Source organism: Sinorhizobium fredii, assembly GCF_002944405.1.
Classification (GTDB): Bacteria; Pseudomonadota; Alphaproteobacteria; order Rhizobiales; family Rhizobiaceae; genus Sinorhizobium; species Sinorhizobium fredii_C.
In genome coordinates this window covers 2,438,681-2,464,243 of the sequence record NZ_CP024307.1, presented here as the reverse complement: position 1 = coordinate 2,464,243, position 25,563 = coordinate 2,438,681, and the positions used below count along the sequence as shown (strand labels likewise).

General features: G+C 62.8%; 26 protein-coding genes and 1 other RNA gene. 14 read left to right on the top strand and 13 right to left on the bottom strand.

The features are described 5' to 3' along the window. Positions 1 to 246 precede the first annotated feature (246 nt). Positions 247 to 1,437, top strand: coding sequence for an efflux RND transporter periplasmic adaptor subunit (locus NXT3_RS12165; protein WP_097525350.1), 1,191 nt, complete (start codon positions 247 to 249; stop codon positions 1,435 to 1,437). Continuing rightward, on the top strand, positions 1,434 to 4,562 hold the full coding sequence (locus NXT3_RS12160; protein ID WP_097525351.1) for an efflux RND transporter permease subunit: 3,129 nt from the start codon (positions 1,434 to 1,436) through the stop codon (positions 4,560 to 4,562). The genes NXT3_RS12165 and NXT3_RS12160 overlap by 4 nt, the downstream gene beginning before the upstream one ends. Before the next feature lie 122 nt (positions 4,563 to 4,684). On the opposite strand, the gene NXT3_RS12155 is transcribed toward NXT3_RS12160, so the two are convergent. From NXT3_RS12155 to NXT3_RS12120, 8 genes are all read right to left on the bottom strand, one after another. Further along, positions 4,685 to 5,389 (bottom strand): GntR family transcriptional regulator, encoded by a 705-nt coding sequence (locus tag NXT3_RS12155; RefSeq protein WP_037415590.1) that lies wholly within the window; start codon positions 5,387 to 5,389, stop codon positions 4,685 to 4,687. 250 nt (positions 5,390 to 5,639) lie between these two features. Then, positions 5,640 to 6,389, bottom strand: a complete 750-nt coding sequence (locus tag NXT3_RS12150) for an aspartate/glutamate racemase family protein (RefSeq protein WP_097525352.1) — start codon at positions 6,387 to 6,389, stop codon at positions 5,640 to 5,642. 11 nt (positions 6,390 to 6,400) lie between these two features. After that, positions 6,401 to 7,123, bottom strand: coding sequence for an ABC transporter ATP-binding protein (locus tag NXT3_RS12145; RefSeq protein ID WP_104839407.1), 723 nt, complete (start codon positions 7,121 to 7,123; stop codon positions 6,401 to 6,403). Positions 7,124 to 7,126: 3 nt separating this feature from the next. Then, on the bottom strand, positions 7,127 to 7,906 hold the full coding sequence (locus NXT3_RS12140; protein WP_037415600.1) for an ABC transporter ATP-binding protein: 780 nt from the start codon (positions 7,904 to 7,906) through the stop codon (positions 7,127 to 7,129). Positions 7,907 to 7,908: 2 nt separating this feature from the next. Beyond that, positions 7,909 to 8,895, bottom strand: a complete 987-nt coding sequence (locus tag NXT3_RS12135) for a branched-chain amino acid ABC transporter permease (RefSeq protein ID WP_104839406.1) — start codon at positions 8,893 to 8,895, stop codon at positions 7,909 to 7,911. A gap of 4 nt (positions 8,896 to 8,899) precedes the next feature. Continuing rightward, complete coding sequence (locus NXT3_RS12130; protein WP_037415602.1) at positions 8,900 to 9,766, bottom strand: branched-chain amino acid ABC transporter permease; 867 nt, start codon at positions 9,764 to 9,766, stop codon at positions 8,900 to 8,902. A gap of 96 nt (positions 9,767 to 9,862) precedes the next feature. Then, positions 9,863 to 11,062: an ABC transporter substrate-binding protein gene (locus tag NXT3_RS12125; RefSeq protein WP_104839405.1), complete on the bottom strand. Its 1,200-nt coding sequence runs from the start codon at positions 11,060 to 11,062 to the stop codon at positions 9,863 to 9,865. 230 nt (positions 11,063 to 11,292) lie between these two features. Continuing rightward, on the bottom strand, positions 11,293 to 11,727 hold the full coding sequence (locus tag NXT3_RS12120; RefSeq protein WP_037415608.1) for an anthrone oxygenase family protein: 435 nt from the start codon (positions 11,725 to 11,727) through the stop codon (positions 11,293 to 11,295). Positions 11,728 to 12,203: 476 nt separating this feature from the next. Here NXT3_RS12120 and NXT3_RS12115 point away from each other — a divergent pair, with 476 nt between their 5' ends. Both NXT3_RS12115 and NXT3_RS12110 read left to right on the top strand, forming a co-directional pair. Beyond that, the gene (locus NXT3_RS12115) at positions 12,204 to 13,610 is read left to right on the top strand and encodes an FAD-binding oxidoreductase (protein ID WP_104839404.1); all 1,407 of its coding nucleotides are present in this window, start codon (positions 12,204 to 12,206) and stop codon (positions 13,608 to 13,610) included. 64 nt (positions 13,611 to 13,674) lie between these two features. Then, on the top strand, positions 13,675 to 17,418 hold the full coding sequence (locus tag NXT3_RS12110; RefSeq protein ID WP_104839403.1) for an AsmA family protein: 3,744 nt from the start codon (positions 13,675 to 13,677) through the stop codon (positions 17,416 to 17,418). 32 nt (positions 17,419 to 17,450) lie between these two features. Here the strand turns inward: NXT3_RS12110 and NXT3_RS12105 are convergent, their stop codons facing one another. The 4 genes from NXT3_RS12105 to ssrA form a co-directional block, all read right to left on the bottom strand. Then, on the bottom strand, positions 17,451 to 17,681 hold the full coding sequence (locus tag NXT3_RS12105) for a ribbon-helix-helix domain-containing protein (protein WP_104839402.1): 231 nt from the start codon (positions 17,679 to 17,681) through the stop codon (positions 17,451 to 17,453). A gap of 93 nt (positions 17,682 to 17,774) precedes the next feature. Then, positions 17,775 to 17,996, bottom strand: coding sequence for a DUF4169 family protein (locus tag NXT3_RS12100; RefSeq protein ID WP_097538103.1), 222 nt, complete (start codon positions 17,994 to 17,996; stop codon positions 17,775 to 17,777). 15 nt (positions 17,997 to 18,011) lie between these two features. Next, entirely contained in the window at positions 18,012 to 18,521 is a 510-nt protein-coding gene (locus NXT3_RS12095; protein WP_037415622.1) for an SspB family protein, read from the bottom strand. Between the two features lie 200 nt (positions 18,522 to 18,721). Next, positions 18,722 to 19,078, bottom strand: a transfer-messenger RNA (tmRNA) gene (ssrA, locus tag NXT3_RS12090). Between the two features lie 147 nt (positions 19,079 to 19,225). Here ssrA and NXT3_RS12085 point away from each other — a divergent pair. From NXT3_RS12085 to NXT3_RS12070, 4 genes are all read left to right on the top strand, one after another. After that, positions 19,226 to 19,534, top strand: coding sequence for a DUF2853 family protein (locus NXT3_RS12085; RefSeq protein ID WP_104839401.1), 309 nt, complete (start codon positions 19,226 to 19,228; stop codon positions 19,532 to 19,534). Positions 19,535 to 19,777: 243 nt separating this feature from the next. Continuing rightward, entirely contained in the window at positions 19,778 to 19,984 is a 207-nt protein-coding gene (locus tag NXT3_RS12080) for a hypothetical protein (RefSeq protein ID WP_037415625.1), read from the top strand. A gap of 19 nt (positions 19,985 to 20,003) precedes the next feature. Beyond that, entirely contained in the window at positions 20,004 to 20,246 is a 243-nt protein-coding gene (locus tag NXT3_RS12075; protein WP_037415629.1) for a hypothetical protein, read from the top strand. A gap of 59 nt (positions 20,247 to 20,305) precedes the next feature. Next, on the top strand, positions 20,306 to 20,524 hold the full coding sequence (locus NXT3_RS12070) for a hypothetical protein (RefSeq protein WP_037415662.1): 219 nt from the start codon (positions 20,306 to 20,308) through the stop codon (positions 20,522 to 20,524). Between the two features lie 52 nt (positions 20,525 to 20,576). Here the strand turns inward: NXT3_RS12070 and NXT3_RS12065 are convergent, their stop codons facing one another. Then, positions 20,577 to 20,954, bottom strand: coding sequence for a gamma-glutamylcyclotransferase family protein (locus tag NXT3_RS12065; protein WP_234828041.1), 378 nt, complete (start codon positions 20,952 to 20,954; stop codon positions 20,577 to 20,579). 191 nt (positions 20,955 to 21,145) lie between these two features. Here NXT3_RS12065 and NXT3_RS12060 point away from each other — a divergent pair, with 191 nt between their 5' ends. The 6 genes from NXT3_RS12060 (at position 21,146) to NXT3_RS12035 (ending at position 25,562) form a co-directional block, all read left to right on the top strand. Further along, positions 21,146 to 21,940 carry a thymidylate synthase gene (locus NXT3_RS12060; RefSeq protein WP_104839993.1) on the top strand — a complete coding sequence of 265 codons (795 nt, stop codon included), beginning with the start codon at positions 21,146 to 21,148 and terminating at the stop codon, positions 21,938 to 21,940. Positions 21,941 to 22,016: 76 nt separating this feature from the next. Continuing rightward, positions 22,017 to 22,622, top strand: coding sequence for a glutathione S-transferase family protein (locus tag NXT3_RS12055; RefSeq protein WP_104839400.1), 606 nt, complete (start codon positions 22,017 to 22,019; stop codon positions 22,620 to 22,622). Then, positions 22,615 to 23,154, top strand: coding sequence for a dihydrofolate reductase (locus tag NXT3_RS12050; protein ID WP_097525360.1), 540 nt, complete (start codon positions 22,615 to 22,617; stop codon positions 23,152 to 23,154). The genes NXT3_RS12055 and NXT3_RS12050 overlap by 8 nt, the downstream gene beginning before the upstream one ends. A 203-nt stretch (positions 23,155 to 23,357) precedes the next feature. After that, on the top strand, positions 23,358 to 24,440 hold the full coding sequence (gene hflK, locus NXT3_RS12045; RefSeq protein WP_037415648.1) for an FtsH protease activity modulator HflK: 1,083 nt from the start codon (positions 23,358 to 23,360) through the stop codon (positions 24,438 to 24,440). Further along, positions 24,437 to 25,369 carry a protease modulator HflC gene (gene hflC, locus NXT3_RS12040; RefSeq protein ID WP_037415651.1) on the top strand — a complete coding sequence of 311 codons (933 nt, stop codon included), beginning with the start codon at positions 24,437 to 24,439 and terminating at the stop codon, positions 25,367 to 25,369. Before hflK ends, hflC begins: the two co-directional genes overlap by 4 nt. A gap of 7 nt (positions 25,370 to 25,376) precedes the next feature. Beyond that, positions 25,377 to 25,562: a DUF2065 domain-containing protein gene (locus tag NXT3_RS12035; protein WP_012708553.1), complete on the top strand. Its 186-nt coding sequence runs from the start codon at positions 25,377 to 25,379 to the stop codon at positions 25,560 to 25,562. The last annotated feature ends 1 nt before the right edge of the window (position 25,563 follow it).

The following is a 25,563-nucleotide window of genomic DNA, read 5'->3' as shown; positions in this document are numbered from 1 at the left end:
CCCCTTTTTCAACGTCCGGTTTCATGAGGCAGAATAGCCGAGCCGCGGCGGCTGTAAACAGCGATCGACGAGCGCCGGCATGCGGGGGCGCCATGATGCGGACAACAAATTCTGCTTTCATTACAAATGCGTAATGATGGCGTTCCGAGATTGCCCGAAGGCGCGCAAACAATGATACTTGCGGCAACTCGGAACGTTCCGCCGGTACGCGCCGCGCTGGAGCGCGTATCTTATTCGGAGACATGCATGCGCTTTTTGAAGCAACTGGCGGTCAGCCTCCTCGTACTCGTCGTCGGGGGAGCCGCCTGGGTGCGCTTTGCCCCCGGAGCGGGTGAAACGCTGGGGGCGATTGGTGTTTCGCATCCGCTGATCGATGCGCTCTCCGGATCTGCGGGCGGCGAGGGAGCCGGTGGCCCCCGCAACGGCGGGCGCGGAGAAGGTGGGCGCGGCTTCTCGGACGCGGCGCTCGTGGTCGTCAGGCCGGCTGAGAGCGCGATCGTCAACAATAGGCTGAACGCCATCGGCAATGGCGAAGCAATCCGCTCGGTGACCGTGACGCCCGCTTCCACGGGTAATCTGACGGAAATCCTGGTAAAATCCGGCGACAGGATCGAGGAGGGCCAGGTGATCGCGCGGCTCGACAGCGACGAGCAGATGATTGCCGCCGAGCAGGCCCGGCTGACGCGCGACAGCGCCCGGGAAAAGGTCGAGCGCTATCGCAATCTCGGAACGGCCCGCGCGGTTACCGCGGTCGAGATCCGCGACGCCGAGATCGCCATGCAGGCCGCCGAACTGGCGCTGAGGACGGCTGAGCTCGATCTCAAGCGGCGCGACGTCGTGGCGCCTTCGAAGGGCATCGTCGGCATCATCACCGTCAATGTCGGCGACTACGTCACCACGTCGACGCCGATCGCCGTCGTCGATGACCGGTCGCAGATCCTGGTCGATTTCTGGGTGCCGGAACGCTTCGCCAGCAAGATTTCCGTGGGGCAGCCGGTCACCGCGAATGCGGTGGCGCAACCCGGCCGCCAGCTCACCGGCGCCATTCATGCGATCGACAACCGCCTCGATCAGGCAAGCCGCACGCTCCGGGTGCGGGCGCGGATCGAAAATCCGGACGACATGCTGCGTGCCGGCATGTCCTTCTCGGTCACGATGGCCTTTGACGGCGATCGCTATCCGACCGTCGACCCGCTGTCTATCCAGTGGAGCTCGGAAGGCTCCTATATCTGGCGCGTCAGCGGCGACAAGAGCCAGCGCGTGCCGATCAAGATCATCCAGCGCAATCCCGACAAGGTGCTGGTCGAGGCGCAGATCGCCGAGGGTGACCGCATCGTCACCGAGGGTGTGCAGCGGCTTCGCGACGGCGGCGCGGTGCGCATAGCCGGCGAGGCAAGCCCCGAACGCGAGCAGAAGGTGGCGGGGGACGCGCAATGAACATCGGCATTGGCGGTCACCCCGGCGGGCAGGGCGGCAAGACCGGCTTCACCGCGCTCTTTATCCGCCGGCCGATTTTCGCACTCGTCGTCAACATGCTGATCGTGGTCGCGGGGCTTGCCGCCTGGAACGGCATCGAGATCCGCGAGCTGCCGCAGGTCGACCAGCCGGTCATATCGGTGACGACTGAGTTCGAGGGCGCCTCGCCCGAGACCATCGATCGCGAGGTGACATCGGTCATCGAAGGGGCGGTGTCGCGCGTCCAGGGCATCAAGGGCATTTCCTCGTCGTCGTCCTTCGGCCGCAGCCGCGTGACGCTTGAATTTTCCGACACGACCGACATCGGCCAGGCGGCGAACGACATTCGCGATGCGCTCGGCCGGATCAGCGGCCAGCTGCCGGACGACGTGGAAGAGCCGCGCATCGTCAAGGCCGATTCCGACAGCCAGCCGATCATGCGCCTGGCGCTGACCTCCGACACCATGTCGATGGAGGACATGACGCTGCTGGTCGAGAACGAGATTAGCGACCGGCTGGCGGCCGTCGAGGGCGTTGCCGATGTCACCGTCTATGGCGACCAGGAGAAGATCTTCCGCATCGACCTCAACCAGGCGAAGCTCGCCGGGCGCGGCGTCACCGTCGCCAATTTGCGCGAGGCGCTGGCGAATGCTTCCTACGACGTCCCGGCCGGCTCGCTGACGAGCGCCAGCCAGGAGATCTCGGTCCGGGCGACTGCGGACCTGCAGACGCCCGAGCAGTTCGAGAACCTGATCCTCGGCAGCAATGTCCGGCTGCGCGACGTGGCGACGGTGACGCTCGGCCCGGACACCGGGAGTTCGGCGTTGCGCTCCAATGGCCGCCAGGGCATCGGTCTCGGCATCATCCGCCAGGCGCAGTCGAACACCGTCGATATTTCCGAAGGCGTGCGCAAGGTGGTCGATACGATCTCCTCGGACATCCTGCCGGCGGGCACCGAGCTCAAGATCACCAGCGACGATGCGGTGTTCATCAATGGCGCAATCCATGAGGTGGAGATCGCGCTGGTCGTCGCCGTCTTCATCGTCACGCTCGTCATCTATCTATTCCTGCTCGACTGGCGCGCGACGCTGATCCCGACGATCAGCATGCCGATTGCGCTTGTCGGAACGGTGGCGGCGATCTATCTCGCCGGCTTCTCGATCAACATCCTGACGCTGCTTGCGATCGTGCTGGCGACCGGGCTTGTCGTCGACGACGCGATCGTGGTGCTGGAGAACATCGTGCGCCGCCGAGCGGAAGGCCTGGGTCCACGCGCGGCCGCCGTGCATGGAACGCTCGAGGTCTTCTTCGCCGTCCTGGCGACCACTGCGACGCTGGCGGCCGTCTTCGTGCCGCTCTCGTTCCTGCCGGGGCAGACAGGCGGGCTTTTCCGCGAATTCGGCTTCGTGCTCGCTTTCTCGATCCTGCTGTCCTCCTTCGTTTCGCTGACGCTTTGCCCGATGCTCGCCTCGCGCATGCTGACCAGCGAGGCGCATGCGCATCAAGGCCCGATGGCGCGCTTCGGCCAGCGTGCCGCCGGCTTCTACCGCGTGACGCTCCGCGCCTGCCTCAATGCGCCGCTCGTCGTCTTCACGGTCGCCGCCTTCTTCACAGTTGCCGGGGCGGCGGCGTTCATGACGCTGAAATCGGAGCTGACGCCGAACGAGGACCGGTCGCAGGTGATGCTCCGGATCAACGCGCCGCAAGGCGTCTCGCTCGAATATACGCAGGCCCAGATGCGCCGGATCGAGGAGGGGCTGCAGCCGCTCGTCAAATCCGGCGAAGTCACCAATGTGTTTTCGATTTCCGGCCAGGGCGGTTCGGCGAATAGCGGCTTCATGGTGCTGACGCTCGCCTCCTGGGAGCAGCGTGAGCGGTCCCAGCAGCAGATCGTCGCGGATATCAACAAGGTGACCGCCAAGGTTCCCTCGGTCCGCGCCTTCGCCATACAGCCCAACAGCCTCGGTATTCGGGGAGCCGGCAGCGGCCTCCAGGTGGCGCTGGTCGGCAACGACTATACGAAGCTCGGCGATGCTGCGGCGAAACTGGTGCGGGCCATGGAAGATACCGGCCGCTTCGAGAACGTGCGGCTGAACTACGAGGCGAATCAGGCGCAATTGTCTGTGACCATCGACCGCGAGCGCGCCTCCGACCTCGGCGTCGACATCAGTGCGCTTTCCTGGGCGATGCAGGCAATGCTCGACGGCAGCAGCGTCGTCGACATCTTTGTCGAGGGAGAGGCCTATCCGGTCAAGCTGCTCTCCTCCACCACGCCGCTCAACGATCCCACCGACCTGCAGAACATCTTCGTCAAGGCCGGCGACGGCCGGATCGTGCCGATGTCGTCGATCGCGACGATCGAGGAGAAGGCCGTGGCGCCCCAGCTTGCACGCGAATCGCAGCTCCGCGCCGTCTCGCTGTCGGCCGGCCTGAAATCCGACCTCGCACTCGGCGAGGCACTGACGATGGTGGAAGACATGGCCGAGCCGCTGCTGCCGCCGGGGTCGCGTGTCATGCCGCTCGCTGAAGCCGCGACGCTCGACGAGAACGCCAGCGGCCTCTTCATCACCTTCGGCTTCGCGATCGTCATTATCTTCCTGGTGTTGGCGGCGCAGTTCGAAAGCTTCGTCAGCGGCATCATCATCATGTCGACGGTGCCGCTCGGCCTCGCCTGCGCCGTCTTCGCGATGATCATGACCGGCAATACTCTGAACATCTACAGCCAGATCGGTCTCGTCATGCTGGTCGGCATCATGGCGAAGAACGGCATCCTGATCGTCGAGTTCGCCAACCAGCTGCGTGACCGCGGCCAGGACGTGCGCAGCGCCATCGAGAACGCCGCCAATATCCGTCTGAGGCCGGTGATGATGACGATGATCGCCACGATCGTCGGCGCCGTGCCCCTGGTGCTCGCGAGCGGGGCAGGGGCTGAAGCGCGCATCGCACTCGGCTGGGTGCTCGTCGGCGGCCTTGGACTTGCGGTGATCGTGACCTTGTATCTGACCCCGGTCGCCTATCTCGTCATCGCCCGCTTCACCAGTCCGCACGCGGACGAGGAGCGCAAGCTGCACGAGGAAATGGATGCGGCGGCGGCGTTCAAAGGGTGAGGGGCCGGTCTACTGCATGTCTCCTTAAATCGACCTCGATTTAAGGACAACGACATGCAGCAACTCAAAGTGCTACAGCGACCTTTGCGCGTCTGATAAGACGCGCGGCGCTGTAGGAGATCTCAGCGGAGGATGTCGGCGAGATGTTCCGGTTTCCGGCCGGTGCGCTTGAGCTCGAGGCCGGACAGCAGATCGTGTAGATGGTCTTTCATCAGTTGCGCGGCCCTATCTGAATCACGTGCCTCGATGGCGTCGACCAGCGCATGATGCGCGTGGCTCTCGCAGGTTGTATCCCGACGCTTCCAATAAAGCGCGATGATCAGTGAGGAGTGCGACACAAGATCGCGCACGAAGCCGGTCAGGACGGCTTGATCGGCGATCTCGGCAACGCCGACATGGAACATGGCGGACAGCATGATGGCATCGCTGTCGCGCCCGGCGTCAAGCGCCTCGTGCTCTCTTTCGAGATGGCCACGCAGCAAGGTTACGTCCTCGGCCCTTGCGACCTGTGCGGCGAGCGCGGCTACGCGGGGCTCGATCAGTGCGCGGGCCTCGAATACTTCGCGTGCCTCCTTTGGCGAAGGTTGCGCGACGAAGGCACCCCTATTTGGCTCCAGCCGCACCAGCCAGTCATGGGCGAGGGCCTGAAGTGCGGCGCGGATGACGGTTCGGCTTACTGAATAGATCGAGGCGAGTTCATCCTCCGGCAGTTTTGTGCCCGGCGTCAGCCGATGGCTGACGATTGCATCCCTCAGACCATGATAGATCGGTGACCAGCGCGCCGCCGGTTTCTTGCGATCTTTTTCGGGCCTGAGGGTCGTCAACATTTCATCGTCTCTGGCGAGCTTGCGTCATGCGGTGCGCGCTGACCAATACGTCCGCGCTTCGACTCGAAGCTCATGAATTCTCATAGGGCGTGCTCATCGGTCAATCCAACCAATCGGACAGCCCCGGAGGACGTCGCGCTTTGGAGCGCCGGTCGAGTTCCTGCCTGCTGCGTGATTCCCTAACATCGGAATCGATTTAAGGACAAAATCGTGCAGCAATCTCAAAATGCTACAGCGACCTTTTGCGCGTCTAACTAGACTTGCTGCGCTGTAGTGGCGGAGACCACGGCGCGTAACGCCCCGAGAATCGTTTCGCGCGCGGTTCGGCGTAGCCGCCGATCTTCGACGTCCTGAGACCAAGAGCCGAGACTGTTTCTGCGAGCCGGACCGCGCAGGCGACCCCGTCGAGCACCGGCACACCGTGCTCGATCGAGAGAGCGTGAGCGAGATCCGCCATCCCCGCGCAACCAAGCACGATTGCTTCGGCCTTGTCCTCGGCGACGGCACGCGCAATTTCGGCGGAAATCTTGTGGCGCGCGTCCGAGCCCGGTAGCTCGAGATCGAGCACCGCCACATCCGAGGCGCGGACCTTGGCGCAGCGGGACGAGAGACCGTATTTCAGCAGATTGTGTTCGATCGCCGGCACCGAACGTGCAAGCGTGGTCACGACGCTGAACTTGCCGGCAATGAGGGTGGCGAGGTGGAAGGCCGCTTCGCCGATCCCGATGACGGGTGCTTCGGTGGCGCAGCGTGCCGCGTCGAGCCCCGTGTCATCGAAACAGGCGATCACATAGGCATCCATCGTACCTGCCTTCGCCATTTCCGCGATGATGCCTGGCACCGAGAAGACCTCGTCGAAGTAGCCCTCGATGCTCGGCGGGCCGTCCTTGGGATTGACAGCAACGACCTCCGTTGCCGGCGACGCCGCAGCTTGTGCCGCCTTGCCGATCTTGTCGGTCATCGACGTGGTCGTATTGGGGTTTATCACGAGTATGCGCATGATTGAGCTGCCTAGAATTCACCGCCGAGATAGAGATGCTTGACCCGTTCGTCGGTTAGCAATTCAGGGGAATTGCCGCTGAGCGCGACCTGGCCGGTCGTCAATGCATAGGCGCGCTGCGAGATCCTCAGCGCCATGCGCGAGTTCTGCTCGACCAGCAGCACACTGACCTTTTCGTCGCGATTGATCGCCACGATTGACCGGGCAATGTCCTGCACCAGCTTCGGAGCGACACCGAGCGACGGCTCGTCGAGCAGGAGCAGACGCGGCCGGGCCATTAGCGCTCGGCCGATGACCAGCATCTGCTGCTCGCCGCCGCTCATCGTCCCGGCCTGCTGCGAATATCGCTCCTTGAGACGCGGGAAACGCGTCAGCACCATATCGATGCTCTGCTGAATCTCGGCCTTGTCGCTGCGGGTGAAGGCGCCCATCAGCAGATTGTCGCGCACGGTCATGAAAGGAAAGACGCGGCGCGCCTCGGGCACCATCGAGATGCCCATCCGGACGATCTCGTCCGGTGCGACACCGTCGATGCGCTTCCCGTGATAGCGGATCTCGCCCTTGCGGATTTTCCGCAAGCCGGTGATGGCGCGCAGGATGGACGACTTGCCTGCGCCATTGGCTCCGATCAGCGCAACGGTCTCGCCCTCTTGAACCTCAATGGTGACGCCTTTCAGCGCATAGACGTGGTCGTAGTAGAGTTCGACGTCATCGAATTTGAGCAGCGGCTCCATGGACTACATTCCGATCGATTCGTCTTCGGCACCGAGATAAGCCTCGATGACCTTGGGGTTCTGCTGGATTTCGGCCGGGGTGCCCTCGGCGATTTTCTGGCCGAAGTTGAGCACGACAATACGGTCGGAAATATTCATGACGGCCGGCATGTCGTGCTCGACGAGGAGCACCGTAACGCCGCGTTCACGCAGCTTGCGGACGATTTCGACAGCGCGGCGGGTCTCGTCGTGGTTCATGCCGGCGAAAGGTTCATCGAGGAGCATGATGGCGGGGTCGGTGGCAAGCGCGATCGCAATGCCGAGTGCACGCAGATGACCGTGCGGCAGGGTGCTGGCAATCTCGCTGCGCATCGCGTCCAGTCCGAGGAACACAAGGATTTCGTCCGCCGAGGCACCGAAGGCCTCGAGATCGCGCCGCGCCGCAGCGCTCCCGAAGTAGAAACCGGCAAGACTGGCGCGCGAACGCAGATGATGGGCGGTCACGACGTTGTCGCGGACCGTCATGTCCTTGAATATCGTCGTTTCCTGGAACGTCCGCACGACGCCCTTGCGGGCAGTGATGTGCGGCGCGAGACCGGAGATGCGCTCGCGATTGAAGCGGACTTCGCCGTGCGTCGGTCGGAGGAAGGATGATATCAGCTTGAACAGTGTCGACTTGCCGGCGCCGTTCGGCCCGATCACCGAGAGGATCTCGCGCTCACGGACGGTGAAGGATACGTCGTTGACCGCGACGAGGCCGCCGAAACGTTTGGTAAGCCCGACAACTTCCAGGATGTCCGGCATCGCTAGAGGCTCCTTTTGCGCGGGAGTGCCAGGCTGAGGAGGCCGTTGGGGAGGACCAGCATCAGCACGATCAGCACTGCGGAGAAGATCAGGAGCTGGAATTCGCCGGTCTGGAACAGCAGATCCCAGCCGAAATAGAGCACGAACGTACCGAGCATCGGCCCGAGCACGTAGCCGAGCCCGCCGAGGAAGCAGTTCAGCATGAAGTTGACCGAGTCGGCGACGGTGAAGCTCGACGGATAGATCGATTGGGAGATCGAGGCGAACATCGCTCCGCCGACCCCGCCGAGGAAGGAGGAAAGCGCATAGGCGATGACGCGGAGATAGGCGATGTTGACGCCGATCGACGAAGCGAGTTCCTCGTTCTGCTGCAGTGACTGGCAGAGTTGTCCGATGCGGGAATGAGCGAGCCGGTAGAGGCCGAGAAAGCAGAGCGCCATCAAAAGCACCGCAACGATATAGAAGGCCAGACGGGGATTGGCCAGTGTGGCAAAATCCGGAACGAGCGTTAGGCCGAAAAAGCTAATGCCGGTCGGCAGCGGAATGCTGACGATGCCACTGGCACCATTGGTAATCGGCAGAGCAAGGGCGAGAAGGCGGGCAACCTCGGTCAATACCAGCGACACCATCGCGAAATAGACGCCGCGCAGCCGCAGGATGGGCAGGCCGATCAGCACGCTCGCGACGGCGCAGAAGAGACCCGCCAATGGCAGTGTCAGCCAGAAGGACATGCCATAATTCATCACCAGGATGGCGGAGACATAGCCGCCCATCAACGCATATGCGCCCTGGCCGATATTGATGCGGCCAATATAGAAGGTGATCCACACGCCCGCGCTGATGATGCTGAGCAGCGCCACCGATGTCAGCGTATAGTAGAGGTCGCTTCGTCCCGTGGCGTTGATCAGCAGCGGCACTGCGACAAGCAGGACGAGCAGGAAAAGGACTGCCGAGGCGATCTTGAAGGTGGGAGCCGAAGCCTTGCGCATGCGATCAACCCCACGGTTTTCCCATCAGCCCGTGCGGACGGATGCTTAGGAAGATCATCAGCAGAGCAAAGATGACGAGGTAGGTGATGTCGCCATATTCGCGCAGCACGGTCAGGCCCACCGATTCCATCATGCCAAGGATGAAGCCGCCCGCAATCGCGCCGCCGACGACCCCGGCGCCGCCGATCATCACCATAAGGAAGGCTTTGATGGAGATCGGCCCGCCTATACCGGAATTCACTCCGGTGATGCTGACGAGCAATCCCCCGACGACGCCCGCAAGCATCGCCCCGAGCGCGAAGCCGATCATTGAGTAGCGCTCGACCTTGACGCCCATCAACTGTGCCGCAACGCGGTCCTGCGCCAGCGCCCGCATGGCGCGGCCGGGCTTGCTGTATTGCATGAAGAGCATGAAGGCGGCGATCATCAGGATGGCGATCACGCCGACGGCAATGCGGTCGTAGGGCAGGATTACCCTGTCGGAGACGAAGACGCCGCTGATGATCTTCGGCACGCCTCGCTGCTTCTCGCCGAACAGGAGCAGCATGACGGCATCAAGAAAGAATGCCGTCGCCGCGGCCAGCAGCATCGTGCTCTCCTCGCGCTTGCTGCGGCGGACCACCGGCCGGAAGAGGAACTTTTCCATGAGTGCGCCGATGATCGCCAGCGTCACGCCCGAGCAGATCAGCGCCACGACGAATGGCAGCTTGAGCTGGCCATAGATCGTGTAGGTCACGAAGCCGCCCAGCACATACATCTGCCCGTGCGCGAAATTGAGCACGTTCATCAGGGCGAAGATCAGCGTCAGCCCCAACGCGATCAGCGCATACTGGGCGCCGAGATAGAGTCCGTTGGCAATTACCTGTTCCATGCGGCGAATCGGCCCCTGTCGAGCTTGGCGGTGCGAAGCGCTTTGAGTTTGCCGGGGGGCGCGAGCCGCGCCCCCCGGCCTATCGGTCTGCGAGCGTCAGTCCACTTCGCCGACGAACAGGGTCTGGAATTGGCCGTCCTTGAACTCGGTCACCACCATCGGAACGGAGAGCTGTCGTTTCTGGCCGAAGGAGGTAGCGCCGACATATTTCAGTGTGCTGTCCTTGGCGTAGGGATTGGGCGCCGAGAAGGTGTCCATGGTCTTCTTGAACTCTTCGACGTCATCGATCGCCTTGGGGTTCGCCTTCAGCGTCTCGATAATGTACTCGAGCGCGTAGACCTTGGTGTTCGACTCGTCATTGTACTCGCCGAACTTCTTGGTGTAGCGATCGATGAACTCCTCCATCACCGGCGTGCGGATTTCCGGCGTCGACGCGCCACCGACGGAAATGAAACCATTGGCAAGTTCGCCAGCGCCCTCTTGCAGGACGGTGGCGTCCTGCGCAGTTTCCGCCGAGATCAGGCCCTCGTAACCGAGTTCGCGGGCCGCGCGGATCAGGAGCGGCGCATTTGCCGGTGCGACACCCGAGAGCACGAGGAGGTCAGGCTTCAGTTGCACGATCGGTGTCAGCACGGGCGTGAAGTCGCGGGTGTCGTTCTGGTAGGTGTCTTTCTCCGCGACCACCTCGAGCCCGAGTTCCTTGGCCGCGGCAACGCCGCTGTCGCGCTGGCTGAGCGGATCGGATTCGTTGGCCGCGATAAAGGCAACCTTCTTCACGCCCTTGTTTTCTTTCAGATATTTGTAGATGGCCGGTCCCGACTGATAGTTGGCGACCATTCCGAGCACGGCATTCGAAGCCGGAGGCGTATAGAGGGCTTTCGGGAAGGCATAGGGGAAATAGATGATCCCCTTGGATTCCGCCACCGGGCGGACGGCGGCAGCGCCGTCATCTACATTCGGCCCGACCACATAGTGGATACCTTCCTGGGCCATTTTTTCCATGCCGGCGATGGCCCGCTTCGGGTCCTTCTGGTCGTCGAAGGTGACGATGTTGATGTTGTAGGTATCTTCGCCGATCTTCACGCCACCCGTTTCGTTGAGCCAGTCGGCCCGCGTCTGCATCGAGCGGACGTTCGATGTGCCCCAAGCTGCGGCGGGACCGCTGGTCACACCGACGAAACCGATTTTGAGCTCCTTGTTCTCGGCCTGCGCGGAAAACGCTCCTCCCGCCACGATAGCCAGAAATGAAACGGCGCCAAGCGCCAGCGATTTCAATGTCGAGCGTCTGTTGATCATCTCACTCCCCATTTTTCATCCGGCGCGATGTGGCTGCGGATGTGTTAGGGAAAGCCTAAAGTACATTATTGTCAACATTGCTATGCGATTTTGTATACAAAACTCGAGATCCCACAGGAGATGACAGCCGGCAGCGGGTTACATTTTGTGTCGAAGTAGGGGCGCCTCGCCCGGCCGGTTGCAGCCGAGATCGCCAAGCTCGATCAAGGTGTTAGCAGAAATCGTCTAGCTCACATCCGGTCAGCGGCTGCAGCAAGATAGATTGCCGTTGCAACCGCGCCGAGAGCGCTGCGACCGGCATGGAATTTGCCCCAGCGCATGATGAGCTCGCGCGTCTCCTCGCTCGCCTGGTCCGGGGGCGTCGTCTCCAGACGGTTGTTGATCGGCATGATCAGCATCAGCGTATAGGGCCAGTTCAGGATAATGACGGCGGCGCCGAGGCCCCAAAGGGGGTTGCCGCTCTGCCACCAGGCGGCAGCGCCGAGGAGACCGGATATGATCGCCAGAGAGGCCTGCATCTCGAAGCCGCGGCGATAGGCTGGACCCCACTCTGCCAGTGCGGCGCGGTGGTCGAGGCGAAGCCGGGCCGGCTGTTCTGCAATGTTGATGTAAATGGCGGCGCCGAAGAAGACGGATGACGTAATCAAAGCGAGCAGGCCGAACATCAGACGCTCTCCCGTTTTCAGACATGATACCCGAAGGGCTCGCAAACAAAAGCTGCATTATAGGCTGATGGCCGTCCTCCATTGCGCGCTTCCGCGAGGCGTGCGAGGTTTGTGACAAGCCGGTATCAGCGGCGGTGATTTGGGATGCGCGCGCCGCAAGGGATCGCGTAACTTCTGGACAAACCGATTCCGATTTGCACAGTAGCGCCTTGAAATGAAAGCGCTTCGCCATCGACGTTCTGCCTTGGCCCGTTGGAGGTCAATCGAGCGTCCTTGGCGGACGGTCAGGGCAAAGCGGTCACCGAACGGCTGGAGCGCAGCGCGATCCGATGCGAAGCGGACTGCCCGGCGGCTTTCCGCAGTTGGTGACTGTATAACTTCTTAATTCGGCGTCGAATTGAGGATAGATTGTGCGGGCGTTAAAGAACGTTGCGGCGGCTGCCTTTCGGCATGTACGTCGCAGGAGGGAAGATGTCGTGGCGTTGAAGGCGATCAGGGCGGGGTCGAGGAACGAAAGCGGCATCGCCGCAGCCAAGACGCTCCTCGGCGGACGGTTCGGTGATCGGTTTCAGACGGGAGAGGCCATCCGGTCCCAGCACGCCAACACGACGACCTACATCCCGGCACAGCTTCCGGACGCGGTCGTTTTTCCCGAAAGTGCATCCGAAGTTCGCGAGATCGTCGAGATCGCATCGGCGCATTGCGTGCCGCTCATTGCCTTCGGCGCCGGCTCTTCACTCGAGGGCCATGTGAATGCGCCGCATGGCGGCATATCGGTCGACATGATGCGGATGAACCGCATCCTTGCCGTCAATGCCGAGGACCTCGACTGCACGGTCGAGCCGGGCGTGACGCGCGAGGAATTGAACGCCTATCTGCGCGATACAGGCCTCTTCTTCCCGATCGACCCGGGCGCGAATGCCTCGATCGGTGGCATGACCTCGACGCGGGCGTCCGGCACCAATGCGGTGCGCTACGGCACCATGAGAGAGAACGTGCTTGCGGTCACCGCGGTCGTCGCCGGGGGACGAGAGGTCAGAACCGCACACCGGGCCCGCAAGTCCTCGGCCGGCTATGATCTGACGCGGCTTTTCGTCGGGGCGGAAGGGACCCTCGGCATCCTCACCTCGATCACGCTGCGCCTGCAGGGCATCCCGGAGGTGATATCGGGCGGCGTCTGCGCGTTCCCGACGATTGCCGACGCCTGCAACGCTGTCATCCTGACAATTCAGTCGGGCATTCCCGTAGCCCGCATCGAACTCCTCGACGCCGTGCAGATGCGGGCCTGCAACGCCTATTCCGGTCTGGACTATGGGGAAATGCCGACACTCTTCGTCGAATTTCACGGCAGCACCGAGAGCGTCGAGCTGCAATCGCGCCAGTTCGCCGAAATAGCGTCGGAATTTGGTTCTACAGGATTTGTCTGGACCACCAACCCGGAAGAGCGGGCGCGCCTGTGGCGGGCGCGGCACAATGCCTACTGGGCGCAGAAGAGCCTGAAGCCCGGCGCCGCCATCCTGGCGACCGATGTCTGCGTACCGATTTCGCGGCTTGCCGATTGCGTCGCCGCGACACATGAGGATATCGCCGCACATGGGCTGATCGCCCCGATCGTCGGCCATGCGGGCGACGGCAATTTCCACGTCGGTGTGCTGTTCGACGACAAGGACCCAGCCGACGTGGCGCGGGTCGAGGCTTTCGTCGAACGGCTGAATAGCCGTGCACTGTCGATGGATGGTACTTGTACGGGAGAGCATGGCATCGGTCAGGGCAAGATGCCGTTCCTGGAAGCGGAGCTCGGCGGAACGATCGATCTGATGCGGCAGATCAAGTGTTCGCTCGATCCGGACAACATCTTCAACCCGGGCAAGATCTTCACGTGATCCCGGCGGATCGGATGAAACTCGCAAAGTGGGGCGCGAACGGAACAGATGGGAATGTGACACGGTGCTGGCGCGAATTTTCGTAATCACTGGCGGCCTGTTGGTTGTCGCGCTTTTTGCGGCGCTGATCGCACCGTTGTTCGTAAACTGGACCGATTTCCGCACCGATTTCGAGCGCGAGGCGAGCCGTCTCATGGGCAAGCCGGTCGTCGTGCACGGCAGCGTCGATGCGCGGCTCATCCCCTTCCCGACGGTGACCCTCAACGACGTGCGCGTCGGCGCTGAAGGCGGCGGGGAGCCGCTGATCCAGGTCGCCCAGTTCTCGATGAGCGCCGAGCTCGCACCCTTCTTAAGCGGCGAGGCGCTGATCTTCGACATGCGCCTCGACCGGCCGCGGGCAAAACTGCGGCTGCAGCCGGACGGGACGCTCGATTGGGCGCGCGGCCCGCGCGCGGCGATCCCGGCGAACACCGTCGTGCTGGAAAACGTCGAGATCGTGGACGGCGAGATCGAATTCGTCGACGAGCAGACCGGGCGTACGCGCCGAGTGAGCGATCTTTCCGCCGACGTGTCGGCCCGTTCGCTGGCCGGTCCCTGGAAAGTCGAGGGCCGTGCCGCGCTCGATGGCGAAGCGGGCAGCTTCTCCTTCGTGAGCAATGCGGTGGACGAGGAAGGAGCGCTCAGCCTTCGCGCCCGGCTGACGCCGGACGCGCGCCCCTTCGGCGTCGAGCTCGACGGCGAGCTCAAAGTCGTCGATTTCAGGCCGGTCTATGCGGGCCGCTTCACGCTGACGGAGAATCGGCCGGCCGAGGAGGGAAGAACCGGCCGGGCGCTGCGCATCAATGGCGAGTTCCAGCTCACCAATGAGAGCATCCGCGTGCCGGAATATCATTTCGAGGTCGGTCCGCCGGACGATCCTTATGTCGTCACCGGCGAGGCAACGCTCGATACCGGCAAGGATCAGAAGTTCCTGTTGATCGCCGACGGGCAGCAGATCGACGTCAGTCGGATCGGCAATTCCGGCCGGGGCGGCAAGACCGGTCGCGACCCGGCAGTTTCCCTGCGACAGCGGGTCGAAACGATGATGGCGATTGCCGCCAACATCCCCATCCCGCAGGTGCCGGGCCGTGCGAGCCTGAAGCTTCCGGCGATCGTCATCGGCGATACCACCGTGCGCGACATACGTCTCGACGTCAGACCTGACGGCGCCGGCTGGATCGTCGACAACGCGGTGGCGCTGTTGCCCGGCCGCACGCAGCTGGAGGCCAAGGGACGGCTGAACCTCATGGGGCAGCGCGCCTTTCGCGGCGACATCGTCGTCGCCTCCAATCAACCGTCGGGGCTCGCCAATTGGCTCGCCGGATCGGTCGATCCCGCCATTCGCAAGCTTAAGACGGCGGGTTTTGCCGCGACCGTCAACCTCACCGACACGCTGCAGCAATTCGAGAAGCTCGAAGTGGCGGCCGGCCCAGCGACCCTCAAGGGAAGGCTGGAGCGCCAGTCCTTTGCCGAGCAGCAGCCGACGCTGTCGCTGCAGCTCAAGGGAAACCGCATCGACCTCGAGGCGCTGCAGGCGCTGGCCGGCCTCGTTGCCGGAGATGCTTCGACCGCAACCCTGCTCAATCACGCCATCGCTGCCGAACTGTCCGCCGAGACGTTTTCCGCTTTCGGCGAGGAGGCGCGCGACGTGCAGGCCGTCCTAACGCTCAAGAATGGCCAGTTGCAGGCCGAGCGGGTGGCAATCGGCAACCTTTCCGGCGCCCAACTCGCCTTTTCCGGCCGCGTGAGCGGCGGTTTCGAGAAGCCGGTGATTTCGGCGAAGATGAAGCTTGCCGCCGAAGAGCTGACGCCGTTTTTGGAACTTGTCGGGCGGCACACGATCACCCACCCGGCCCTGGCGCGGCTGATCCGGGCCGGACCCTATTATTCCGCCGCTGCCCTCGACATGACCTTGACGGCGGGCAGCAAGGAGGGCAACGCGCCCTTCACCTTTGGGGTGATCGGCACCGCCAATGGCGGCAAGATTGCCGCCAGCTATCAGGCGCCGGACGTTGCCCAGGCCCTTGCCGGAAAAGGCATATTGCTGGAGGCGACGCTCGAGAACCCGCAGACCCCGGTTCTTCTCGGCCAGGCCGGGCTCGATCCGCTGCCGTTCGATGCGGACGCCAACGGCATTCTCGCAGTCAAGCTGCAGAGCACGGAGGGTTCTGAGGCGAACGGCTCGCTGACCTTCACGACCGAGAAGACGCAGATCGCCGCCAAGGGGACGGTCGACCTTTCGAGGGATCACTATCTCGAGGGTCAGGGCAAGCTGACGCTGCAGACGGAGGATTTCGAGCCCTATCTGCTGCTGCAGGGCATTGCCTTGCCGCAGATGGGCAGCGGGCTGCCCGTGAAGCTGACCGCCGACATCGCAGTCGACCCTGAGAAGGTCGCGCTTTCAGCCATCGAAGGCAGCGCCGACCGGAACGGGTTTGCCGGTAGTCTGACGCTCGACCGCAAGGCGCCCGGCACGGCGCGCGGCGAACTGGCGCTCGATACGATCGACCTTGCCTGGCTCGGCGAAGGGATTCTTGGACAGGTCCACGACCCATCGGCCGGTGGATTGTCGGTGGCGCCCCTCGCGCAGCCCGCCTGGACGGGGCTCGACGTCGCTCTCGACCTCACGGCAAAGCGCTTTTGGCCGGGTGTCTATGGGGAGATTACCAGCTTCCGCGGCAAGCTTGAATGGAAAGGCGATGAACTTGCCTTGAGCGAGGCGGCGGGCGACTGGTTGGGAGGTAAGCTCGTGGGACGGCTGCAAGTCGGCAACGCAAACGGCTCGGGTTTCCTGCGCTCGCGGTTCGACCTGACGGGCGGCGATCTCGCTGCGGCGGGATGGGCGCGGCAGAACGGTCCCGTTGCGACCGGCCGGTTCGACCTTTCCGTCGCGATGGAAGCGTCCGGTGCGACGCCGAAGGCGATGGCAAGTTCGGTCAGCGGCTCGGGCTCGGCGACGTTCAATGGCGTTACGCTCAACGGCATCAACACGGCGGCGCTGCCGCAACTGATGGCGGCGGCCGATGCGATGAAGACCGAGATTTCGCCGGACGCCGTGCGCAAAGCCGCTGAAGAGGTGCTCTTCAATGGCCAATCGGTCGTCGGTACCGTCAAGGCGCCCTTCAGCATCGCCGGCGGAACCGTCAGGGCACAGAACGTCACGGCCGCGGACGGCAATGCTGCCTTCTCCGGCGAAGTCTCCTTCGATCTCCCGGCCGAACGGATAAGCGGTGCGGTCGATCTCACCTTCCGGCCGGGTGAAGAGGCGCTTGCCGGCGCTGAGCCGCGCGTGCGCTTCGGCTATGCGGGACTGCTTGCGGCCCCCGGCGTCAGCGTCGACGTTACCGACCTTGCCAATTTCCTGTCGCTTCGCGCTTACGAAAAGGAGCGTCGGCGGGTGGAAACGCTGCAGGCGAACGTTCTTGAAAAACAGCGCCTGCGCCGAGAGGTGGCGCTTTACAGGGCGCGGGCCGCCGAGCGCGAAGTCCAGCGGCGGCGGGCGATCATCGAGGAGCGCCGGCGCCAGGCGGCCGCGGCCGAAGCGGCGCGGATGAAGGCCGAGGCGATGGCGCGGGCAGCCGAAGCTCGTCGGGCGGCCGAAGAGGAGCGCCAGCGCTTGCGCCAACTTCCGCGGCCGCCAGCGCAGCCTCAAGGCGCTCCGGTCCAGGACGTTCAGCGGAATGCGCCGCCGCCCGCCGGCGAGAACGCCGGCCCGCCGGCGGGGCAGGGGCTGAACTTCGACATGCTGCCCGACATCACCGTGCGGTAGATCAAGAAGTCAGGAAAATGAGGTTGAGCGGCTCAAAGAGGTTCCGCGGCCTTTGCCTGGGCTTTTATCCAGGCAAGCACGTATAGCCGCAGCGCCGAGGAGAGGTTTACTTCCCGATTGCGCCCGTCGTCGATCTCCGCGATCAAACGCGCGAGCGGCATGTCGCGGCTCTTGGCGATCGACTTCAGCTCCTGCCAGAAGGGATCCTCAAGCGTGAAACTGGTGCGGTGTCCGTGCAGCGTCGCCGAATGCTTTGCGATCATCCCTGGCCTCACAAGTCGATTCAACGGGTTGGCAATCCGATTCCGGAATCGTTTCCAAGTCCTTGTGGGGGAATCGTTTTTTTAGAGGGCGGCTCAGGCCTCGTCCCCATCGGCAACGGGCCGATCTGGCGATGCCGAGCCTTCCAGTCGGCCCTGATCGAGCGTCTTGGTCGCCTTTTCGTTCAGGGCCGTCGTGAGGGATTTTTCCGTTTTCGTTCGGCCGAAAGAGATTCGATTCTGTTCGGCCTGCTTCTCCCGCCCGGCGCGGGCCTGTCGCTTGCGGAACTGACGCAGGTTGACGACCTCGCCGCTCATGCCACGCTCCGGCGGTCAGTTCTTCTTGCGGAAAGAATCGAGCGAGACGACCGAACCGCCGCCGCCCTTCGGGCCGTCGCCCGCCGGGCTCTTCTGCTCAGCGTCATCGGCCTCGTTGACCGGGTAAGCGGTAATCTCCGCCGATTCCGACTCGTCCTCCTCGCCGGCCGCGACATCGAACTCGAGTTCGAAATTCACCGACGGATCGTAGAAACCGCGAACAGCATTGAAGGGGATGACCAGCTTTTCCGGCGTATCGGAGAAGGAGAGGCCGATTTCAAAGCCGGTCTCGGAAACTTTCAGGTCCCAGAATTGATGTTGGACGACGATCGTCATCTGTTCCGGGTACTTCGCCTTGAGATGTTGCGAGATGCGTACGCCGGGAGCCCCCGTCAGGAAAGTGATGAAAAAATGGTGGTCACCGGGGAGATGGCCGGTAGCGGCGACTTCGGCCAGCACCTTGCGGATGACGCCGCGAAGCGCGTCCTGCGCCAGAATGTCGTAGCGGATGTGGTCCTGGCCCATATGATCCCCGTCTTTCTTCAAATTCACTTTACCGCATGATGGCTCGGATCGAAATCGCGTTTCATACAGCAATTCAATGCCCTATTCGGGGCGGTCGGCGTCAGGCCGTTCGTGCCTGGCCATGTTTCGTCTCATTGCCCGTCCAAATCGGACGAGTCAATTAACAAGGCATCTATAGCCGATTTCAGCACGGGGGAGAAGGTGAAGGCTTCTGTTGCCAGGTGCCTTCGGACCCCGCCTTACGGTGCTACCCGGAAGGACTTGATTTGAAGTGCCGCACCGCCGTTAGGCAGCGAGACGTGCTTCAGCATAGTTGTCGTTTGCAACTATAAGTTTAGCCCGATAACGGTGGTACAATGCCGAGCAAAAAGTCGATCTTTACGCCCTTGTCGATCCTATTTCGCCCCCATCAAAAGCCGGTCCAGCGACCGGTTTTTGGTGGAGGCGCCGGGTACCGCCCCCGGGTCCAATGGGTTTATTGCATCGCCCGTTTATTGCCATAGCCGCCCGAAGACGGCTCCTGTCATATAGGTCTTTCAAGCAGCCAAGAAAAGGGGTGAGGAAAGGAAATCAGACGGATAAGTCTCGGGCCTGCGCCTGCCTCCAAACGCTTGATATGCTCGAATAGCGTGCAAAACTTTCCTTGCTGCACGCAGTTCGCGAAGAGTGCGCATTCAGCCAACAAACGTCAGGTGGCGGGAAGCATGAACGACTATCTCGCAGACGTACAGAAATACGACAGCAGTGCCGATGAGGCCGTCGCGAACAAAATCGTGCGTCGCCTCGGGATCGCACTTCGAAATCGTGATTCGGCGCTCGTCTCGGCCTCCGATCCCGACGAACTGGAGTGGGTCAAAGAGAGGTGGTGCGAGAAGAAGCTCGGCGTCGGCGGGTCGGAGGCAGATGCGGCGATCGCCGCGGCTGCAAAGGCCATGGCCGAGGACCGTTCCAAGTCCCGCTTCACCTTCTACTACCTCGTCGCGAAGGAACTCGGCAAACTGCAGACGCTCTGATCGGAGAGGCAGGGGATGGCGGATCCGTCACCATCCCCTTACCTCGGTCGACGCCTTCGGCTCTCCCCCATCCATCTCCATCCTTCCCCAGGCATCGTCGTCCAGCGCTCTCGTCCAGACGTTGCGGGCTTGGCCTGCAATCGTCCTCCATTCTCGGAACATTCGCTGCCGGGCCCGGTTAAGACATCAGGCCGGCGATGCCCGCTGGCGCGGCAAGATCGGCAGGAAGGGAAGGGCACCCCGATGACAACCTCCAAACAACCGAGAACACAACGACCGAGCGACAAGGACCTCAAGCGGGATCCCGGCATCGGTCAGTCCAAGGGCATTCGCGGACCGTCGGACCACGAAAGCCTCAAGCGAGACAACACGATCGAAGGCGATGTGGCGAATGACCCGACGCCGCAAGGCGGTGCCAATCCGGGCCATCGCGGCCGAACGAACAAATGAGCCATCAGGAGATCCGATCATGGTCGGCAGGAAGACGCACGAACAGCAGCAACGGATAATTCAGGGCCGCGAGAAAACATCGAATGCCGGCAAGGACTTTGATGCCGAAGCGGAGCTCAACCGATCGGATGCTCTGCGCAGGGCGGAGCGGAAGGGGCAGAAGCTCGACACGGCGCATGCGGATGCGCGCGAGGAGAACGATCGCAGCATTCTGAGAGGCGAGAACCAGGAAAGCCGGCACCACAAGGACACCGGGCGGTAGATCGCCTCATTTCGGCAATTCTATAGCCTCGCGAAAGCTGAGCGGCAAAGGAGATGGCAATGGCCAACGCCAGTCGTAAGAACATCGGAAAGCCAGACAAGGGAAAGGGCTCCGGCAGCGGTGCCCGCACCACTATGAAAGACGGAATGGTCGGCGAGAGCGACGTATTGTCCAACCGCGACAAGGCACAGCACTCTCAAGCGAGGGGGCTTGACCAGAACGCGACGAAGACAGAGCAATACCAGGACCACGCCGGAAATCGGCGACCTGCGAAATAGAAGGTTAGGGCACTACATTCCGCGGCGCCAGGGCGGCACGAAGCGCCTGTCTTCATAGGATCGCAGATATCCGGTGTGGACGGGCGCGGCGAGAAACCTTGCCTTGAAGTAGGCGAAAGCCTCGCAACGGCAGCCGTGCCGCCTCGGCACCACGCGAATACGCCGCCGGAAATTGCCGGGCTTGCCGATCGACTCCATGCGGTCGAGTCGTAAGAGCGGGGTCAATCGCATAGAGTTCGCCGCTGACACGCAAGCCGCTGCCGGGCTCATGGAACATCATCGGCGCGAACCACGGTCCAGCGACAAGCATCGGATAGTTCGCTGCGGTGCGATAGGGCCCGAGATAGGCGGCATGCGCCAGGCCGCGCCGATGCAGCGGAAAGCCTTTCTTCAAGGTGCCGAAAATGAAAACGAACTGAGGTCTTTCCATCAAGCGATGGCTCCGATACGGTGCCCCCTCCAACGTTCAAGATCACCGGCTGTTCCGGGCTCCGCGCGTTCCGCATGCGATAGAAGCGCCAAATCGCGGGAAAACGTCGCCGCGCCAGTGGTTCCCCCATGGCTTACACCTTGGCTTCGTCCTATTTTCAAGGCACGAACGAATCGGCGGTGCGAAGGACCATGCGGCAGTATCTAGAGCTTCTCGACCACGTGATGAGCAACGGAACCGACCGGGGCGACCGGACAGGCACCGGCACGCGTTCCGTCTTCGGCTATCAGATGCGCTTCGATCTCGCCGAAGGCTTTCCGGTGCTGACCACCAAGAAGCTGCATCTGCGTTCGATCATCCACGAGCTCCTGTGGTTCCTGAAGGGCGAGACGAATATCGCCTACCTCAAGGAAAACGGCGTCAGCATCTGGGACGAATGGGCCGATGAAAGCGGCGAACTCGGGCCTGTCTATGGCTACCAGTGGCGGTCCTGGCCGGCGCCCGCCGGCGGCCACATCGACCAGATCGCCGGGCTGATCGAGGGCCTGAAGACCAATCCGAATTCGCGCCGGCACATCGTCTCGGCCTGGAACCCGGCGCTCGTCGACGCAATGGCGCTGCCGCCGTGCCATTGCCTCTTCCAGTTCTACGTCTCGGACGGCAAGCTCTCGTGCCAGCTTTATCAGCGTTCCGCCGACATCTTCCTGGGCGTGCCGTTCAACATCGCGTCCTATGCGCTGCTGACGATGATGGTGGCGCAGGTGACCGGGCTGAAGCCGGGCGACTTCGTGCACACCCTCGGCGACGCGCATATCTACCATAACCACTTCGAGCAGGCGCGGCTGCAACTGACGCGGACGCCGAAGGCGCTGCCGAGGATGGAGATCAATCCGGCGGTCAAGGACATTTTCTCCTTCAAGTTCGAGGACTTTACGCTCTTCGGCTACGAAGCCTATTCACATATAAAGGCGCCCGTCGCGGTCTGAACGCGAATGTACTGGAGTATCGGGCGGCCAGTCACCCGGTGACGCCCAAAAATGCCGGCGAGGACGGGAGGTTCTGATGCTGACATTGATCCATGCACCCTTGTCGCGCTCGTCGCGGATCATCTGGCTGCTCGAGGAGCTCGGCGCCGAATACGAGATTCGCTACGTCAATATTCGCCGCTGGGATGGGTCCGGCGGCCCGGACGAGAACAATCCGCATCCGCACAAGCAGGTGCCGGCGCTGCTGCACGACGGAACGCTCGTCTGGGAGTCGGCCGCCGTCGTGCAATATCTGACCGATCTCTATCCCGACTCAAGCCTCGGTCGGCCGCCCGGCCACCCGGACCGCGGCGCCTATCTTTCCTGGCTTGCCTATTATGCCGGGGTGATCGAGCCGACGGCGCTTGCCCATATTTCCGGCGTGACAGTCAGCAACCCGATGCTGGCGCGCCTCTACACCGAGATGTGCGCGCATGTCATCGGTGTCTTGACGCGCCAGCCCTATCTCATAGGCGACAGGATGAGTGCGGCCGACCTGCTGCTCGCAAGCGCGCTCCAATGGATGCGCAAGATCCTGCCGGAAAGCGACGTGATCGACCGTTACATCCACGCCGTGACCGACCGGCCGGCGCTGCTGCGCGCCCGCGAAATCGACAGCAAACCGAGTGGCTTCCATGACTGATGCAAGACCGGAGCCGAAAATCGTCATCGTCGTCGCGGTTGCGACCAACGGTGTGATCGGGCGCGAGGGCGACCTGCCGTGGCGGCTTTCGACGGACCTCAAGCGGTTCAAGGCGCTGACGATCGGCAAGCCGGTTATCATGGGGCGAAAGACCTGGGCGTCGCTCGGCCGCCCGCTGCCAAGCCGGCCGAACATCGTCATCAGCCGCGACCTGAACTTTACGGCCCCGGGAGCCGAGGTCGCCTCTTCGCTCCAGGAGGCGCTCGACAAGGCGCGAGCGCATGCGGCGGAGCTCGGTGCCGACGAGATCTGCATCATCGGCGGCGGGGAGATCTACCGGCAGTCGATCGACCTTGCCGACGTGCTGCACGTGACCGAAGTGCAGGCCGAGGTGGAGGGCGATACGCGCTTTCCGCCGATCGACCCCCAAATTTTCGAGAAGGTCTTCGAGGAGGATCTGCCGCGCGGTGAGAAGGACAGCCATGCGATGCATTTTGTCACGTGGCGTCGCCGCGAAACGCTGCCAAAATAGTCGAAGCCGACCGGTGGCGAATACTCGCTTCGTTCCTTTCCGATCGCGTCGAGAGGCCGTCAACTATTTTTAGCACTTTACGGTGAACTCGCCCGTATCGCGTTGAAAGCAATGCACATGATACCTATAACGGGATCACGTCGTGACCGGCCGCATGTCTGCGGGGCGTCCAGCGAGAGAATTTTCTTTGAAGAGAGGTTTTGATGCCCTGGAGCAATCAGAATGGCGGCGGCGGCCCATGGGGCGGCGGCGGCAATCAAGGGCCATGGGGTCAGGGAAACAGACCGCGCGGAGGCCGGGGCGGCCCGCCGGATCTGGAAGAGATCATCCGTCGCGGCCAGGATCAGCTGAAGAACGTCGTTCCGGGCGGCTTCAACGGTGGCATCTTCGTCATCGTCGGCCTGCTGATCGTCGGCTTCCTGCTGCTGAATTCGATCTACACCGTCCAGCCGGATGAACGCGGCGTCGAGATGCGCTTCGGAAAGCCGAAGGAAGAAATCTCCATGCCCGGCCTGCATTACCATTTCTGGCCGCTCGAAACCGTCGAGATCGTCAAGGTGACGGAGCAGCAGCTGAATATCGGCAGCCGTGTTGGCGCCCAGTCGAGCGCCGGGCTGATGCTGTCCGGCGATCAGAATATCGTCAACGTGCAATTCTCGGTACTGTTCTCGGTCACCGATCCGAAGTCCTATCTCTTCAACGTCGAAAACCCGGCCGACACGCTGCAGCAGGTGGCCGAGAGCGCCATGCGCGAGGTCGTCGGCCGGCGCCCGGCCCAGGACATCTTCCGCGACAACCGTCAGGCGATCGCCGCCGACGTCAAGAACACCATCCAGGCCACCATGGACACCTATGGCGCCGGCATTTCGGTGAACACGGTCGCGATCGAGGATGCGGCGCCGCCGCGCGAAGTGGCCGACGCCTTCGACGAGGTGCAGCGCGCCGAGCAGGATGAGGACCGTTTCGTCGAGGAAGCCAACCAATATGCCAACCAGGTGCTCGGCAAGGCGCGCGGCCAGGGAGCCCAGATCCGGGAAGAGGCGGCCGCCTACAAGGACCGCGTCGTCAAGGAGGCCCAGGGTGAGGCGCAGCGCTTCATTTCGGTCTATGACGCCTATTCCAAGGCGCCGGAGGTCACCCGCAGACGGCTTTACCTCGAAACCATGCAGGATGTTCTCGGCAAGTCGAAAAAGGTCATTCTCGACGAGAAGAACGGCCAGGGCGTGCTGCCCTATCTGCCGCTCAACGAAATCGGCAGGCCCGCGCAGTCGGGAGGTACCCAATGATAAACAATCGCAGTTCCATCATCCTCATCGTCCTCGCGGCGCTGCTGGTCGTCGTCTACTCGTCGGTGTTCGTCGTCAATGAGCGCCAGCAGGCGATCGTCGTTCGCTTCGGTGAAATCCGCGACGTGAAGACCGAGCCCGGGCTTTATTTCAAGCTGCCTTTCGCCTTCATGGATGCCGACCGTGTACAATATGTCGAGGACCAGGCGCTCCGCTTCGACCTCGACAATATCCGCGTGCAGGTTTCCGGCGGCAAGTTCTACGAGGTGGACGCCTTCGTGGTCTACAGGATCGCCGATCCCCGCCGCTTCCGTGAAACGGTGTCCGGCGACCGCGAATCTGCAGAAGCGCGTCTTCGCACGCGTCTCGACGCGTCGCTGCGCCGCGTCTACGGCCTGAGGGGCTTCGAGGCGGCGCTTTCGGACGAGCGCGCGTCGATGATGCGCGAGGTTCGCGCCGATCTGCGGGGAGACGCGGAATCGCTCGGACTCAACATCGAGGACGTCCGCATCCGCCGGACGGACCTGACGCAGGAAGTCTCGCAGCAGACCTTCGACCGCATGAAGGCGGAGCGCCTAGCCGAGGCCGAACTGATCCGCGCCCGCGGCAACGAAGAGGGCCAGCGCCGTCGCGCTATTGCCGATCGCCAGGTGGTCGAGATCGTCGCCGAAGCCCAGCGCGATTCGGAAATCCTTCGAGGCGAGGGCGAAGCCGAGCGGACGGGCATCTTCGCAGACGCTTTCCAACGCGACCCCGGTTTCTTCGAATTCTATCGCTCGATGGCGGCCTATACCCAGTCGATCGGAAATCCGGACACAACCGTCGTGCTGTCGCCGCACTCCGAATTCTTCCGTTATTTCAACAGCGCGGACGGGGCGGCGGCGCCGCTTTCGCCGACCGTACCGGCAGCGCCTGCGACCGGAGATTGAGCGGACGATGTCCGATCTTTTGACCGGGTTTGCATTTTTCCTGATCATCGAGGGGCTGGTGTACGCACTGGCCCCTTTGGTTCTTGTGGAATTGGCGAAGCGTTTGCCGTATGTCCCGGAGCATCAGCTGCGCCTCGCCGGGCTCACATCGGTGGCGGTTGGCGTCGGACTTGTTTGGTTGCTTCGAGGGTAGT